This is a genomic window from Streptomyces sp. NPDC043685, assembly GCF_056436585.1.
The window spans coordinates 207751-223292 of the sequence record NZ_JBWKCH010000002.1; the positions used below are offsets into that span (position 1 = coordinate 207751).

14 protein-coding genes are annotated in these 15542 nt (G+C 72.8%); 8 read left to right on the forward strand and 6 right to left on the reverse strand.

What is annotated here, in order from left to right; genetic code table 11:
- Positions 1–50 precede the first annotated feature (50 nt).
- From AC0665_RS05695 to AC0665_RS05710, 4 genes are read right to left on the reverse strand one after another with little or no spacing between them, the layout of a single operon-like run.
- On the reverse strand, positions 51–1385 hold the full coding sequence (locus AC0665_RS05695; RefSeq protein ID WP_478602027.1) for an AAA domain-containing protein: 1335 nt from the start codon (positions 1383–1385) through the stop codon (positions 51–53).
- Complete coding sequence (locus AC0665_RS05700; protein ID WP_478602028.1) at positions 1382–2974, reverse strand: hypothetical protein; 1593 nt, start codon at positions 2972–2974, stop codon at positions 1382–1384. Before AC0665_RS05700 ends, AC0665_RS05695 begins: the two co-directional genes overlap by 4 nt.
- Entirely contained in the window at positions 2965–4086 is a 1122-nt protein-coding gene (locus AC0665_RS05705; protein ID WP_478602030.1) for a hypothetical protein, read from the reverse strand. The genes AC0665_RS05700 and AC0665_RS05705 overlap by 10 nt, the downstream gene beginning before the upstream one ends.
- Positions 4037–4990, reverse strand: a complete 954-nt coding sequence (locus tag AC0665_RS05710; RefSeq protein WP_468633403.1) for a phosphatase PAP2 family protein — start codon at positions 4988–4990, stop codon at positions 4037–4039. Before AC0665_RS05710 ends, AC0665_RS05705 begins: the two co-directional genes overlap by 50 nt.
- Positions 4991–5176: 186 nt before the next feature.
- On the opposite strand from AC0665_RS05710, the gene AC0665_RS05715 reads away from it, so the two are divergent.
- Positions 5177–5770: a histidine phosphatase family protein gene (locus AC0665_RS05715; RefSeq protein ID WP_363122080.1), complete on the forward strand. Its 594-nt coding sequence runs from the start codon at positions 5177–5179 to the stop codon at positions 5768–5770.
- A 19-nt stretch (positions 5771–5789) separates the two neighbouring features.
- On the opposite strand, the gene AC0665_RS05720 is transcribed toward AC0665_RS05715, so the two are convergent.
- Positions 5790–7241 (reverse strand): hypothetical protein, encoded by a 1452-nt coding sequence (locus AC0665_RS05720; RefSeq protein WP_478602033.1) that lies wholly within the window; start codon positions 7239–7241, stop codon positions 5790–5792.
- A gap of 299 nt (positions 7242–7540) precedes the next feature.
- Between AC0665_RS05720 and AC0665_RS05725 the strand changes: the two genes are divergently transcribed.
- Both AC0665_RS05725 and AC0665_RS05730 read left to right on the forward strand, forming a co-directional pair.
- Positions 7541–7945: a hypothetical protein gene (locus AC0665_RS05725; protein WP_468633407.1), complete on the forward strand. Its 405-nt coding sequence runs from the start codon at positions 7541–7543 to the stop codon at positions 7943–7945.
- A gap of 401 nt (positions 7946–8346) precedes the next feature.
- Positions 8347–9216: a spermidine synthase gene (locus AC0665_RS05730; RefSeq protein WP_468409472.1), complete on the forward strand. Its 870-nt coding sequence runs from the start codon at positions 8347–8349 to the stop codon at positions 9214–9216.
- Positions 9217–9268: 52 nt separating this feature from the next.
- Here AC0665_RS05730 and AC0665_RS05735 read toward each other — a convergent pair whose 3' ends face one another.
- On the reverse strand, positions 9269–9799 hold the full coding sequence (locus AC0665_RS05735) for a hypothetical protein (protein WP_478602035.1): 531 nt from the start codon (positions 9797–9799) through the stop codon (positions 9269–9271).
- Between the two features lie 131 nt (positions 9800–9930).
- On the opposite strand from AC0665_RS05735, the gene AC0665_RS05740 reads away from it, so the two are divergent.
- The 5 genes from AC0665_RS05740 (at position 9931) to AC0665_RS05760 (ending at position 15481) form a co-directional block, all read left to right on the forward strand.
- Positions 9931–10635, forward strand: a complete 705-nt coding sequence (locus tag AC0665_RS05740; protein WP_478602037.1) for a response regulator transcription factor — start codon at positions 9931–9933, stop codon at positions 10633–10635.
- Positions 10632–12029 carry a sensor histidine kinase gene (locus AC0665_RS05745; protein ID WP_468409466.1) on the forward strand — a complete coding sequence of 466 codons (1398 nt, stop codon included), beginning with the start codon at positions 10632–10634 and terminating at the stop codon, positions 12027–12029. Before AC0665_RS05740 ends, AC0665_RS05745 begins: the two co-directional genes overlap by 4 nt.
- A 183-nt stretch (positions 12030–12212) precedes the next feature.
- Entirely contained in the window at positions 12213–13526 is a 1314-nt protein-coding gene (locus AC0665_RS05750) for an ABC transporter substrate-binding protein (RefSeq protein WP_468409464.1), read from the forward strand.
- A gap of 33 nt (positions 13527–13559) precedes the next feature.
- Positions 13560–14543: a carbohydrate ABC transporter permease gene (locus tag AC0665_RS05755; protein WP_468409462.1), complete on the forward strand. Its 984-nt coding sequence runs from the start codon at positions 13560–13562 to the stop codon at positions 14541–14543.
- Positions 14540–15481, forward strand: a complete 942-nt coding sequence (locus tag AC0665_RS05760; RefSeq protein WP_478602043.1) for a carbohydrate ABC transporter permease — start codon at positions 14540–14542, stop codon at positions 15479–15481. Before AC0665_RS05755 ends, AC0665_RS05760 begins: the two co-directional genes overlap by 4 nt.
- Positions 15482–15542 lie beyond the last annotated feature (61 nt).

Below are 15542 nucleotides of genomic sequence, written 5' to 3' on the forward strand. Positions count from 1 at the left end.
CACCACCGGCGTCCGTCACGCCGCCCGGGATGCGTCGTGTTCCGGCCGGATCACCCCCGCCACGCCACCCGGTGCTCCGCCAGGTGCGCCAGCACCGCGTGGTTGGCCTCCCAGCCGTCCGGGAACTTCACCACCGTGCCCAGCTGGACCGGCTCCGTCGAGGGATAGTCGTCCAGCAGGTCGCCCACCCCCGCTCGGCAGACCACGATGCAGGCGTGCCGATGGCGGGAGGCCAGGACGCAGAGGCGGCCGGTCTCCAGGTGGAAGGCCGTGGCGTCGGGGCGGCCGGACAGGGGATGGAGGACGACTGTGACGTCGTACTCACGACCTTGCAGCCGGTTGGCGGTGTCCACGATCACGTCGGTGACGCCGAGGACGGCCAGGGCCGCCCGCACCGCCGCCGCCTGGTCCCGGTGGGCCGTGCCGACGGCGATCCGGTCCGCGGTGAGGGGCGAGGGCTCGGGCGAGCGCTCCGAGATCGCCGCGCCGCCGCGGTCCAGCAGGCGGCGGACGACCTGTGTCACGGCCCGGACCGCCTCCGGGTCCGTGCGCGGAGTGTGCCGGGCGGGCAGCTCGAGCAGGCCCCAGCCCGACTCGGCCGCCTCGTCGATCACCCGGTCGGGACCCGAGCCGTCCGACGGCACGCCGAAGGCCAGGGTCCGGTCACCGTGACCGGTGCCGCTGCGGAACGGCGTGTACGGGTAGAACGCGTCCGAGACCAGGGGCGCCGCGGAGGCCGGGAGCCGCCAGGAGACCGGCAGCCGGTGCTGGGGCAGATCGGGGTTGTGCGCGAGCAGGGTCGTCACCGCCGAGGCCGACGGGTCGTACGCCAGGCCCGCCCACTGCTCGCTGCCGACGATCGCGAACGGGTCGAGCTGCCCCGGGTCGCCCACGAACAGCGCCCGCTCGAACAGCCCGGCCACCGCGAGCAGCGCGTCGGACCGCATCTGGTACGCCTCGTCGACGATGGCGTGCCGCCACGGCTCGTCGACCTTGACGTGCGCCCACTTCGCCGCCGTCGAGATCACCACGGCCAGCCCGGCGAGGTCGGCCGCCTTGGCCGACTTGCGTACGTTCTCCAGCCCGTCGAGCGCCTTGTCGTACGGGTCGGAGTCGCTGCTGTGCAACCGGCCCACGGGCAGTTCCGGGTTCTTCTCGGCGAGCCGCAGCACCAGGTCGTCGACCTGGGCGTTGGTCTGCGCGACCACCATCAGCGGGTGGCCCGCCTCGGCCAGTTCCAGGGCCGCGCGGACCACCAGCGTGGACTTGCCCGCGCCCGGCGGGGAGTCCACGACGACACCGCGCGCGGTGCCGCGCAGCGTGTCGTGGAGGATCGCGTCGGTCGCCTGCGCCGCCGCGGCCGAAGGATCGAACACCGTGGTCACAGCACGTCCTCCTCGGTCACCGGGTCGGCGGGCTCCAGGGTCGCCTCACCGGGCGGCCCGCCGTGCGTCCACGGTGTCTCCTCCGGGTCGGGCAGCTTCGCCCCGCCCCGCTGCTCGTGCTCGAACAGGGTGAAGCAGAGCCGGTCGCCCTTCTCCGGCACCGACCCGGGCTCGGGCTCCTTGCCGCGGCCCATCTTGTCGAGGATCCGCAGCACGACGTACGCGCCGTCCTCCTCGGCCGTGACGAACTCCGCCGACTGCGGCTTGCCGCCCAGCGACCGGTACACCTTCGTCCGCTCGCCGAGATGCGGCCGGTCGTCCGTGCGCACCGTGACCAGGGGGCGCGGGCTGGGCCGCTTGCCCTCGCTGTACGCCATCACGACGTCGGTGACCTCACCCGCGAACGCCTCCCCGGCCAGCCGGCGGCCCGCCATCACCAGCGGGTCGTCCAGGGCCTCCTGGGCCTCCAGCCGGGCCTGTTCGCGCTCGCGTGTGGCGAGCTTGTTCGCCGCGGTGACCGCGTCGTCGCGGCGCGGCTGCGGGGGCTCGCCGGCCAGGACCCGGTCGCGGTGGCCGGTGAACGACCAGCGGTCGCGGGTCCACCGCTCCTCGACCCGCGTCCCTTCGGGCAGCTCCCGCAGCAGGTCCAGGCCCCGCCAGACCGCGTCCCAGGTGGGCCGGGTGCGGCTGAGCACCAGATGGCGGATCTCCCGCTCGGCGGCGGTTAGCGCCCCGAGCCGGTCGTCGGCCTCCAGACCGTCCTCGGCGGCGGCGAGGGCGGTACGGGCACGGTCGTAGCGCTCGATGGCCGGGGCGAGCAGCTTGTTGTCGAACGCCGGGTCGGTGGCCGGACCGGCCGGCGGGCATGTCAGCTGGCCCTGCGCGTCCCGCTCCAGCTCGGCCCGCAGCGCGGCCTCGGCGCCGGTGACGCCCTCCGGCGGGTCGATCCAGGCGAGCAGCGCCCCCAGGTGCTGGTCCTCGAGGGAGGACTGCCCGGTCGCCCAGTGCCGGCCCAGCACCTCGGTCATCGCCAGCAGCAGCGAGGAACCGGGCACCCGGGCCCGCTCCCCGAAGTGCGTCAGCCACCGCCCGAGCAGCGGCACCCGCGGCGGCGCCGGGAAGGGGGCCTCCGGATCCTGCTCGGCCGTGCGCCTGAACCGCATGGAACGCCCGAGGAGCCGCACCAGCTCGATGCCCGCCCGGCTCGGCACGATCAGCTGCGGCGCGTCCGCGCACAGGTCGACCTCGACCTTGACGCGCTTGCCGGTCTCCGGGTCGGTCTCGGTGCGCTCGGCGGCCTCCACGGTCTCGGCGAAGGAGTCGACGTACGGCAGCACGATGTCGGCCAGCTCGGCCAGGAACGCGAACCTGAGGTCACGGTCGCGCGGCTGCGGGACGGCCAGCAGACGCGGCGCGTCCCGGTCGGTGCCGACCAGCGCGCCGAGCGGGGCCCCGGCCTCACCCGCGGTGGTCAGCGGCACGAACACCAGCGGACGCTCGCCGAGATGCCGGTGCCGGACGGTGGCGGCGGGCTGCGCGCGGCCGGTGCTGACAGCTTCGAGGCGGGCCAGGGTGGAGATCAGCGACACGCCGCCTCCAGCGCCTCGGCGCGCAGGGCCGCCGCCCGCCGCAGGGCCGCCACGGCCGGGTCGTCGGGATCGCCCGCCTCGCCGCGCGCGGCCGCGAGGACGTCCTCCACGGTCGTCAGAGCGCCCAGCTCCGCCCGGACCGGCCGCCCCAGCGTGGTCACCGCGCCCTCCTGGCGGGACCGGGACCGGCAGTGGAAGGCCAGCTCGCACGCGGACAGGCACTCGGGCGCGTAGGTCGCCGGGACCGACTCCACGGCCGCCGACAGCTGTTCGGCGGGCAGCTCGGGCGAGAAGCACGTGCCCTCGGGCAGAGCGTCGGCGATGTCCTCGACACGGGTCAGCCGGGCCAGCTGGCGCGCCGTCACCGCCCGCTGTTTACGGATGTCGACGGCGGACGCGGCGGGCTGGTTGGAGAAGTCCCGGGGACAGACCAGCAGGATCCGGTGCCGCACGCGCGGGGCCGGGTCCAGACGCGCGGCGACCTCCTCCAGCGCCAGCACGTACACCGCCGCCTGCCGCGCCGCGGCCCCGACCTTCGCCGGGTCCGCCGAACCGTCCAGCAGCGGAAACGACTTGATCTCCACGACCGTCCAACTGCCGTCCGGGTGCACCACGACCGCGTCCGGCTCCAGGTACGCCGGGGAGCCCGCGACGTCCAGCGCGAGCATCGGGTGGTCCAGCAGTGTCCACGCGCCCGGGTGCGCGGCGGCCTCCCGCAGTTCCAGCGCCGTACGCGCCGTGCGCCCCTGGGGGCCGGTCGCCGTCAGGTCGGGCACGCGCGCCCGGGCAGGGGGTTCGGCGGAGTGGTCCAGCTTCTCGTGCACCAGCCGCAGCAGCTCCGCGCCGCCGTCGGCCTTGACCTTCGCCTCGAAGGCGTTGCCCCGCGTGAGCGCGAACTGCGACTGCCCGAAGGCCGACGGCGAGCCGAGCGCGCTCGCCAGCGCCGCCTTGTTCACCCCCGCCCCGTCCAGGATCGCGCGCCGCGCACAGCCCGGGTTGGCGGCCAGCGCCGCCAGAGCGCGCGCGTCCAGTGCCTTCGCGGGGACGTCGGGGCCGCGCAGTTCAGCGAGCCGGTGCCGGAGCGCCGTCCCCCGCGTCCTTGGGGGAGGCACTCGGCTCGGCTCCCGCTGCGAGCCGCGACTCGCGCTGCCGTGGAATTCGCTCACCCGCGGAAGTCTGGCATCCGGCACTGACAATCGGGGAACCAGCGGCGGAAGAGTCCGCCGGGACCGCTGCGGCGGCCGGGGCGAACGAGGCCTTCACGCGGTCGGCGGTGCGCATCACGGCCGGCGCCAGGAGCAGACCGGCGCCCATGACGAGCGCGCCCGCGGCCGCGTCCAGGAAGTAGTGGTTCGCGGTGCCCATGACCACGATCGTGGTGATCAGCGGATAGGCGACGCCGGCCGCCTTCATCAGGCGCGTACCGCCGAAGCGCCACAGCATGATCCCGCACCACAGGGCCCAGCCCACGTGCAGACTCGGCATCGCCGCGTACTGGTTGGTCATGCCGCCCATGCCGCGCGGCGCGCTCGCCGCGCCGCCCCACCAGCCGTAGGAGCTGTACTGGGCCATGGTGTCGACGAAGCCGTGGCTCGCGTCGAGCAGCCGGGGCGGGCAGGTCGGCAGCAGTGTGAAGCCGATCAGGCCGATGAGGGTCGACGTCATCAGCCAGGTGCGTGCGGCGCGGTAGCGCACCGCGTGCGAGCGGAAGAGCCAGACCAGCACGGCCGGCGTGACCACGTAGTGCAGCGACGCGTACCAGAAGTCGGCGGGTATGCCTATCCACGGCTCGCGCGTGAACAGGCGGTTCAGCGGGTGCTCGGCGTTGAGGTACACCGCCTTCTCGATCCGCAGGATCGCCAGACCGTGGTCGACGGCCGTCGAGACGTCACCCCGGGCGAGGAGCCGGCCCGCCGTGTAGCACGCGTAGACCAGCAGGAGGAGCGGCAGCTCCGTCCACCAGCGCAACCTCGGTGCGGGAGCCGCCTCGGTGCCCGGTGTCTCGGTGTGCGGCATCCGATCGCCCTCCCCCTTCGTCTCACGCGTAGCCCGGTCGGCCGTGCCACTTTACGGTGTGTGCGCCCGCACCGGGGGGCGCCTCCGGCCCTCAAAGACGCAGAGATCGCCCCCCGGGTTGCCCGTACCGGGCGTGCGCGATGATGGAGGAGTTCCCCTTGCGTTTCTCTTCCGGAAAGGTGCCTCATGGCCGCGCGCATCCTGCTGGCCCGCCACGGACAGACCGAGTGGTCCCTGTCCGGCAAGCACACGGGCAGGACCGACGTGCCGCTCCTGGAGGAGGGCCGGCGCGGCGCCAAGCTGCTCGGCGAGCGCCTGCACCGGCCGCCGTACGAGGGTCTTGAGGGCGTCGAGGTGCGCACCAGTCCGCTGTCCCGCGCGCGGGAGACCTGCGAGCTGGCCGGCTTCGGCGACCGAGCCCGGACCTGGGACGCGCTGCTGGAGTGGGACTACGGGAGCTACGAGGGCATGACCCCCGCGGACATCCAGGCCGTCCGGCCCGGCTGGCTGATCTGGCGCGACGGCGTCCCGGCCGGTGAGTCCCTCGCCGAGGTGACGGCCCGGGCCGACGAGGTGGTCTCCTGGGCCCGCTCCGAGGACCGTGACGTCCTGGTCTTCGCGCACGGGCACATCCTGCGCTCCATCGGCGCGCGGTGGCTGGGCCTCCCGATCGACTTCGCGGCCCGCATACGGCTGAACCCGACGTCGCTGTCCGTCCTCGGCTGGGCCTACGGGGAGCCGGCGATCGAGAGCTGGAACGACATAGGGCACCTCGCCTGAAGCGGGCCCGCGCCGGGATCTAGGCCATCCGCGGGGACGAGGCGTGCCGCTCCAGGAACGCCGAGACCCCGGACGCCCTGCGGTGCGGCAGCAGGACCCGGGCCGTGGCCGCCAGCATGGTCTGGACGCGCGACGACTGGACCTCCTCCAGCAGGTCCAGCACCCGCATCCCCGCCACCGCCGCCTCGTCCGGCCGGCCGCCGCGCGCGAGGTCGTCGGCCAGTTCCGCCGTGTACAGGGCGATGTTCCGGGTGAAGTGCGGGTCCTGGAGCTCGGCCGCCCGCCGGGCGTGCCGGGCCGCCCGGGGCCAGTCGCCGAGCGTGGACCAGCACTGCGCCTCCAGACCCTCCAGTTCGGCCTCGCCGTAGAAGCTCATCCACTCGGGGTCGGCGTCCGCGGGGCCCCGTTCGAAGAAGGCCTGCGCCCGGGCCAGGGCCCGCTCGCAGCTCACCCGGTCGGCGAGCCCCGCCCAGCCGCCCGCCTCGCGCAGCGCCAGCAGCGACATCAGCCGGGCCGACCCCACGGGCCGGGCGACGCGCTGCGCGGCCTGGGCGGCCCGGACCGCCTCGCGCGGGCGGCCCGCGTCCCGCGCGAGGAACGCCGTGTTGCAGAAGGCGTGCGCCTCCAGGCCGGGGTCGCCGGTCATCCGGGCGGTCGCCAGCGCCTCGGCGTAGTGGGAGCGGGCGTCGTCGAAGCGCCCCGAGTCGTGGGCCAGCCAGCCCACGGAGATGGCCAGTTCCCCGGCGCCCGAGTAGAGCCGGTCCGCCGTCGTCTGCCGGGTCGTGCCGGCGTCCAGCAGGGCGTAGGCGGCGCGCAGCGGGGCGGCGGCGCGACGGTAGAGGCCGTCGGCCCCGTGCCGGTCGTCCAGCAGCCGGATCCGGCGGACGGCTTCTTCCAGGGCACCCGCGTCGCTCGTCCCGGCGCGGCGCACGGGGCGCTGAGCCGCCGCGGCGTCGAGGGCGAGGCCGACAGGCCCCAGTGAGGCGGCGGCCACGGTGGCCCCTCCGCCGGTCATGAACGCGCGACGTAGCACGTCGCTCTCCTCGTAGGTGTCGTGCGGGTGGTGCGGGTCGTACGGGTACTGCGTTTCATACGGCTCACACGCTCCGCTGGTCTCACTCGTGGTGTTCGCCGGGTTCGCGGTGCGCGGCAGGGGCGCGTTCTCGGTGTCGCGCGCCCGGCGTCCGCGTACCGATGAGCGGGGCGCGAACCCGAGATCGGTGAGCGTGCGGCCTGGGAACATGTGCAGGAACACCCGTTCGTATGCGTAGTTGGGGCAGCGGATCTCGCCCGCCTCGACCCGGCCGATGTAGCGCGCGTCACAGCTGACCTGTTCGCCGATCTCGAGTCCGGCCCGGCGGACCGCCGCGGCGAACTCGGCCGGTGAGCGCTGTCCGCGCAGTCCCCGAAAGACGAGGTTCGGCCGTGCCGGCCGGTCGGGTCGGGACGAGGTCAGCGGTGACGACGCCATGGCCGGGTCCTCTCGTGCGAACCGTCGAACCATGCCGGATTCGAGGGGACTCGACGCGAGTTCGTCCACGGCGTGCGCCCCGTGTCCGGCGGGCAAGAACGTACCTGCTGTGATGAAGCCACCACGCTGGGTTTTGCTACAAACCGGATATCTCATCCGTGATCTGCCATGAAGTGCCATCCTTTGCGGCTGACATCGGCCGTAGCCGTTGACGATCTGCCGCGTTGAACTGTGCGGACCGGGAGGCCCCCGACTCCCGACCGCTCGTCCAAGCAGGGGTTTTCGTGGTGGAGGCCGGGATGGAGACCAGCCGGATCAACGATTTTCGTGACCAGTTGTGCAGACCGCCGGGCGCACCGGCCGGCGGCTGCGATGTGGTGACGGTGCCCGCCCGGCAGGGGCTGGAGGCGGTCGACATCCTGCGGCGCGGACCGGCCGACGCGGTGGGGCCCGTGCTGCACGACGGCGGTGACACCCTCGGCTTCCTGGTGCCTCCGGGGACGGCCGCCGCGTGGGACATGCCGGGGAGCACGTGCACGCGGACCGAGGGGCGTGGACCGGCGCGGGCGCCCGAGCCTCCCGTGGAGGGTTCGGACTGGCTGCTGCCGCCCGGCGAGGCGGACCTCGCGACCGACCCCGCGGTGCTGCGCGAGGCCCTGGGGGAGGCCGCCCGGATGATCCAAGCGGCGGACAGCTGCCGCTGAGGGCGCCTCCGCGGGCGACGCCCGCGATGCCGGGCCGGGGGAGTGTCCGGGGTCGGGGGAGTGTCTGGGGCGGTGAAGTGTCCCGGGCTGGCGGAGGGTTCGGGGTGGTGAAGTGTCCCGGGCCGGCGGAGTGTTCGGGGCGGGTGGAGTGTCCCGGGCCGGTGGACTGTTCGGGGCGGGTGGAGTGTCCCGGGTCGGCGGAGTCTCCCGGGCCGGGCGCGGGTGAGGTCGCTAACGCGTCCAGGGTCGCTGACGCGTCCGAGGCGATGGCGCGTTCAGGGTCGCTGACGCGTCCGAGGCCACCGGCACGTCCGAGGGCGATGGCACGTCCGAGGCCACCCGCGCGTCCACAGCCGTCGGCGGGTGCCTTCCGCTCAGCCGCCCACCCCGATAATGGCCCCATGGGAAAGTCCAGGGGCGGCCGGCGCCGGCAGGCCGGTGCGGAGGCCGTCGTCGAGAGCGTCGACGGCGGGCTCGCCGAGCTGATACCCGACCGCGAGCGGGCCCGGGCCTGGAGCCTGGTGATCGACGGGGCCCCGCAGTCGCACGTCGACCTGGACGACCCGTCCCACCTGTCCTTCGAGTACCAGCGCCGCCTCGGGCACGTCATCGACCTCGCCGCCCCGCCCGGCCGGCCCGTCCACGCGGTGCACCTCGGCGGCGGGGCCCTCACCCTGGCCCGTTACATCGCCGCCACCAGGCCCCGCTCCACCCAGCAGGTCGTCGAACGGGACGGCCCCCTCGTCCAGCTGGTCCGCCGGGAACTGCCGCTGGATCCCCAGGCGCGCATCCGGGTGCGGTCCGCCGACGCCCGCGAGGGCCTCGCCAAGGTGCCGGACGGCTGGGCCGACCTCGTCATCACCGATGTGTTCAGCGGGGCCCGGACACCGGCGCACCTGACCTCGACCGAGTTCCTCGACGACGTGCGCAGGGCCCTCAAGCCCGGCGGTGTCTACGCCGCCAACCTCGCCGACGGGCCGCCGCTCGCCCACCTGCGCGGCCAGGTCGCCACCGCCGCGGCCCGCTTCGAGCAGCTCGCACTGGTCGCGGACCCGGCGGTGCTGCGCGGCAAACGCTTCGGCAACGCCGTGCTGGTCGCCTGCGACCACCCGCTGCCCGTCGCCGAGCTGACCCGCCTCGCCGCCTCCGACCCGCATCCCGCCCGCGTCGAACACGGCAGGGCGCTCAGGGACTTCACCGGCGGGGCCGCACCCGTCACGGACCTCGCGGCGGTGGCGTCACCCGCCCCGCCGCCGTCGGTGTTCGGATGACCGCCGACGGCACGGACAGGCGCCGACGGGCACCGCTGAGCGCGTACGGCACTCAGTAGGTCCCGATCTGCACGCGGGGCGGTCCGTCGTGCCAGGTGCAGAACACCGACACCCGGTCCGCGCCCGAGGCGAACTCCACGCGGATCCACGACTCCGTCTTCCACACCTGCATCGACCAGCCCGCCCCGGGCGTCGCCGAGACGAGGGAGGCGGAGGTCTTCCCCAGGTCGAAAACGGCCCGGCCGCCTTCGGTGTCATAGCCCTTGACCCGGCCGGGGACGGCGGCCGGGGCGGTGCGGGGAGAGGGCGTCGGGGAGGGCGTGGAGGAGGGGCCCGGTCTCGCGGACGCGGACGCCGCAGGCGTGCCCGCCTCGCGCGGCTTCGGCGGACGTGTCCGTTCCGGCGGTGGGGCGGGCGCCTTCGGCTTCCGCGGGGACGACGTGCCGACGGCCTTGACGGGCAGGGCGCGCGGCGGGTCGTAGGCCGTGCCCGCCATCACCGTGTGGACACCCCACCACGACAGCGTGACCGCCGCGCCCGTGGCGAGCAGCCAGGCCAGTGTGTGGACGAGTCCTCTGCGCATCGCCGGCCATACTGCCTCACGCGTCCCGGGCGTTGTCCACAATCGGGTTCCTCCGAGGCCCGGTTGCCGCCGGCCGGGGAGTTGTCCACAGGCCAGCACCCGGCTGTTCGAGATGGCGTACGGTGCGGCGCATGGCAAGTGTGCTCGTGGTCGAGGACGACCCGTTCGTGCGCTCGGCGCTGATCCGGCACCTGACCGACGCCGCCCACACCGTGCGCAGCGTCGGGACGGCGCTGGAGGCGCTGCGCGAGGTCGCCCATGTCCGCTTCGACGTGGTGATCCTGGATCTCGGACTGCCCGATCTCGACGGGTCCGAGGCCCTGAAGATGCTGCGCGGGATCACCGACGTCCCGGTGATCGTCGCCACGGCCCGGGACGACGAGACGGAGATCGTCCGGCTGCTGAACGCCGGAGCGGACGACTACCTCACCAAGCCGTTCTCGGTCGAGCACCTGTCGGCCCGTATGGCGGCCGTGCTGCGCCGCGCCCGCTCCGGCGGCGCGGAGGGGGAACCGGCCCCCGCCCTCCAGGTCGGCGGCCTGACGGTCGACCCGCTGCGCCGCCGGGCGGAGCTGGACGGCACGCGCCTGGACCTCACCCGCCGTGAGTTCGACCTGCTCGCCTTCCTGGCCCGCCGCCCCGGCGTCGTCGTCCCGCGCAAGGAGCTGCTCGCCGAGGTGTGGCAGCAGTCCTACGGCGACGACCAGACCATCGACGTCCATCTGTCCTGGCTGCGCAGGAAACTGGGCGAGACGGCGGCCAACCCGCGCTATCTGCACACCCTGCGGGGCGTCGGTGTGAAGCTCGAACCACCGGGGGCGGGGGCGCCGCGATGAGGTGGGCCCTGGTCAAGGTGGCGCTGGCGGTGACCACCATGGTCGTGGTCGCCTTCGCCGTGCCGCTCGGGCTCGTCATCCGCGAGATGGCCCGCGACCGTGCCTTCTCGGGCGCCGAGCGGGAGGCCGCGGCCGTCGCCCCCGCTCTGTCCATCACCACCGACCGCGACCAGCTGGAGCGCGTCGTCGCATCCGCCGGCTCCGACGCCGGGATGGCCGTGCACCTCCCCGCGGGCGACGGCCGGGACGCCCTGCGGCTGGGGCGGGCACGCGCCGCCGATCAGGACGTCGAGGCCGTGCGGAAGCTGGGCCGCGCCTCCACCGCCGCCGTCCCCGGCGGCTCGGCCCTGCTCCAGCCGGTCGCGCTCAGCACCGGCAGGATCGCGGTCGTCGAGGTGTACGTGCCGGAGTCCGACGTCACCAACGGCGTCGGCACGGCCTGGGCGGTGCTCGGCGCGGTCGGGGTCGCGCTGATCCTCGGCTCGGTGGCGGTCGCCGACCGGCTGGGCGTCCGCATGGTCCGGCCCGCGCAACGCCTGGCCGAAGGGGCGCACGACCTGGGGGAGGGCCGCCTGGGCGCCCGGGTGCCGGAGGAGGGACCGCCCGAACTGCGGCTCGCGGCGGTCGCGTTCAACTCGATGGCCGACCAGGTCGTCCAGCTCCTGGCGAACGAGCGGGAGCTGGCGGCCGACCTCTCCCACCGGCTGCGGACACCCCTGACCGTGCTGCGGCTGAACACCGCCTCGCTGGGGCGGGGACCGGCCGCCGACCAGACCCGGAGCGCGGTGGAGCAGCTGGAGCGCGAGGTCGACACCATCATCCGCACGGCGCGCGAGGCCAAGCCCCAGACGGCCGCGGCCGGTCCGGGCGCGGGGTGTGACGCGGCCGAGGTGGTCCGGGAGCGGATGGCGTTCTGGTCCGCGCTCGCGGAGGACGAGGGCCGCACCTGGCGGGTGGCCGGGGCAGACCGGCCGGTGCGCATACCCGTGGCCCGCGGCGACCTGGCCGCCGCGCTCGACGCGCTGCTCGGCAACGTCTTCCGGCACACCCGCGAGGGCACCGCCTTCGCGGTCGACGTGCACAACGGCGAGGACGCGGTGATCGTCCTCGTCTCCGACGCGGGCCCCGGCATCGCCGACCCCGAGGCGGCGATGGCGCGGGGCCGCGGTTCCGGCAGCGACGGCTCGACCGGGCTCGGCCTGGACATCGTGCGCCGGCTCGCGGAGTCCACCGGCGGGGACGTGCGGATCGGCTCCTCGGTGCTCGGCGGCACCGAGGTGCGCATCCGGCTCCAGCTGGACGGCCGCGTCCCCGCGCGCGGAGGGCACCGCCAGCTACGGCGCCGCCGCCCCCGCGGACTGGCTGCCGTATACAACCGCTCCCGGACCCACTGACCGCTCTCGTGAGTGCCTTCACGTGTCGGTCACGTTTCGACAAATGAAGGGGACGGCTCTTGACGCATGACCGGACATGGGGCTGTCATTGCGCCACCGTGTTCGGTCAAGTTGATTTCTGGTCGATTAAGACGGGAATCACGCCACACCCTCGTGGCCGAACCCTGCCTTCAGGAGCCGTCCATGCACGACCTCTCTCCCTCCGGTTTCTCCCTCACCGCTCCCAGCCGCCGCACCCTGCTGCGCGGTGTGGGCGGCGCGGCCCTGCTCGGCGCGGGGATACCCCTGCTGAGCGCCTGCGGCGGCAGCGGCTCGTCCGCCGACCCGAAGACGGTCAGTCTCGGCTCGAACTCCTCCGACGCCGTGCCGAAGAAGGCGTTCGCCGAGATCTACGCCGCCTTCACGAAGAAGTCCGGCATCAAGGTCGACGTGAACACCAAGGACCACAACACGTTCCAGGAGCAGATCAACTCCTACCTCCAGGGCACCCCGGACGACGTGTTCACCTGGTTCGCCGGCTACCGCATGCAGTTCTTCGCCTCGAAGAAGCTGGCCACGCCGATCGACGACGTGTGGCAGAAGATCGGTGGCAACTTCCCCGAGGCCATGAAGAAGCTCAGCAAGGGCGAGGACGGCAAGTACTACTTCGTGCCGCTGTACACGTACCCGTGGGCGATGTTCTACCGCAAGAGCGTCTTCGCCCAGCACGGCTACAAGGTCCCCACCACCTGGGACGACTTCGTCGCCCTGTGCAAGCGGATGAAGAAGGACGGGCTGGTCCCGATCGCCTTCGGCGACAAGGACGCCTGGCCCGCGATGGGCACCTTCGACCAGATCAACTTCCGCACCAACGGCTACGACTTCCACGTCGAGCTGATGGCCGGCAAGGCCTCCTGGACCGACCCCAAGGTGCGCAAGGTCTTCGACCACTGGACGGAGATCCTGCCCTACCACCAGGACGGCGCGGTCGGCCGCACCTGGCAGGACGCGGCGCAGACGCTGGTGGCCAAGAAGGCCGGCATGTACCTCCTGGGCACCTTCGTCGGGCAGCAGTTCACCAACAAGGCCGACCTCGACGACCTGGACTTCTTCGCCTTCCCGGAGATCGACCCGCAGTTCGGGCAGGACACCGTCGAGGCCCCGACCGACGGCTTCATGCTCTCCAAGGCCCCGAAGAACCGCGACGGCGCCGTCAAGCTCCTGGAGTACCTGGGCACGCCCGAGGCCGAGCAGATCTACCTCAAGGCCGACTCCAGCGTGGTGGCCGCCTCCACCAAGGCCGACACCTCCTCGTACACGGCGCTGCAGAAGAAGTCCTACGAGATGATCTCGGGCGCGAAGAGCCTGACGCAGTTCATGGACCGCGACTCCCGCCCGGACTTCACCTCCACGGTGATGCAGCCCGCGCTGCAGAACTTCGTGCGCAACCCGAAGAACATCGACAGCATCCTCTCGTCGATCGAACGACAGAAGAAGACGATCTTCGCCTCCTCCTGACCGGAAACGGAGACTCGACGACTCGGATCTGACATGACTGCCACCCCCGCGAAGGCTCCGGAGTCGGCCACCCCGCCGGCTCCGGGGCCCGCCCCCACGTCCCGAACCGCCAAGACGCCGCACGGACACCGGCGGCTGCTGACCCGCCGCGACCGGATCACGCTCGGCCTGATGGCCGGGGTGCCGACGATCCTGCACGTGGCCCTGGTGTGGCTGACCGCGCTGGCCTCGATCGCGCTGGCCTTCACCACCTGGGACGGCATCGGCTTCGACTCCATCAGGTGGGTCGGCCTGCAGAACTTCCGGGAACTGTTCACCAGCAACCCGCAGTTCTGGCCCGCCGTCGAGCACAACGTCGTCTGGTTCGTGGTGCTCATCCTGCTGCCCACCCCCTTCGGCCTGTTCCTGGCCGTGCAACTGGACAAGAAGATCCGCTTCAGCCGCGTCTACCAGACCGCGTTCTTCCTGCCGGTCGTCATGTCGCTGGCGGTCATCGGCTTCGTCTGGCAGCTCATCTACAACCCCGACACCGGCCTGATCAACAGCGTCATCGGCGCCAACAAGCCCGGCCACTACATCGACTGGATCGGCGACCCCGACCTCAACCTCTGGGCGATCCTCGTCGCCGCGTCCTGGCGGCACGCCGGCTACATGATGATCCTCTACCTCGCCGGCCTCAAGAGCGTCGACCCGGCCCTGCGCGAGGCGTCCGCCCTGGACGGCGCGAGTGAGTGGCAGACGTTCAAGAACGTCATCTTCCCGACCCTGCGCCCCACCAACACCGTCGTCCTGGTCGTCACCATCATCGAGGCACTGCGCGCCTTCGACCTGGTCTTCGTGTTCAACAAGGGCGCCCAGGGCACCGAGCTGCTGTCGATCCTGGTCACCAACAACATCATCGGCGAGTCCAGCCGCATCGGCTACGGCTCCGCGATCGCCGTGGTCCTGCTGGTGATCTCCCTCGCGGTGATCATCCCCTACCTGATCGCCACCTTCCGGAAGGAGCGGCGCGCATGAGCTCCCACCCGTCGCCCACCACCACCCTGAACGTGGCGCCTCGCGCCGCCCCTTTGAACTCTGGCGCCCCGCGCACGCAGCGCACCCCGATCCGCCCCGCCCGGATCCTGCTGCACACCTTCCTCGTCGTCACCGCGCTGGCCTGGCTCGCCCCGCTGCTGTGGGCCCTGCTCGCGGCGATGCGGCCGTACGCGGAGACCAGCACCAAGGGCTACGTCTCCTGGCCCGACAAGCTCACTTTCGACAACTTCACAGGCGCCTTCCAGCAGTCGGACATGCTGCACTACTTCGGCAACACGCTGCTGATCGCGGTCCCGGCCGTGCTGCTGACGCTGCTGCTGTCGTCGATGGTCGCCTTCTACGTCAGCCGCTTCGACTTCCGCCTCAACCTGTTCCTGCTACTGGTCTTCACCGCCGGCAACCTGCTGCCCCAGCAGGTCATCATCACCCCGCTGTACCGGCTCTACCTGCTGATCGACCTGCCCGGCATCACCATGAGCGGCAAGCTCTACGACTCCGCCCTCGGCCTGGTCCTCATCCACGTCGCCTTCCAGTCCGGCTTCTGCGCCTTCGTGCTCAGCAACTACATGCGCTCCCTGCCCCATGAGCTGACCGAGGCCGCCCTCGTCGACGGCGCCTCCGTGTGGCGGCTGTACTGGCAGATCGTGCTTCCCCTGTGCAAGCCGGCCATGGCCGCCCTGGCCACCCTGCTCTCGATCTGGATCTACAACGACTTCTTCTGGGCCATCGTGCTCATCTCCACCGGCGAGAACATGCCCATCACCTCGGCGCTGAACAACCTTTCCGGCCAGTACTTCACCGACCCCAACCTCGTCGCCGCCGGAGCCCTCCTCACCGCGATCCCCACCCTGATCGTCTACTTCGCGCTCCAGCGCCAGTTCGTCAGCGGCCTCACCCTCGGCGCCAACAAGGGCTGAGCCGTCCCGGACGGAGAGGGGCGCGGCACTCCCCTGCGTGCCGCGCCCCCTTCCCCGTCGG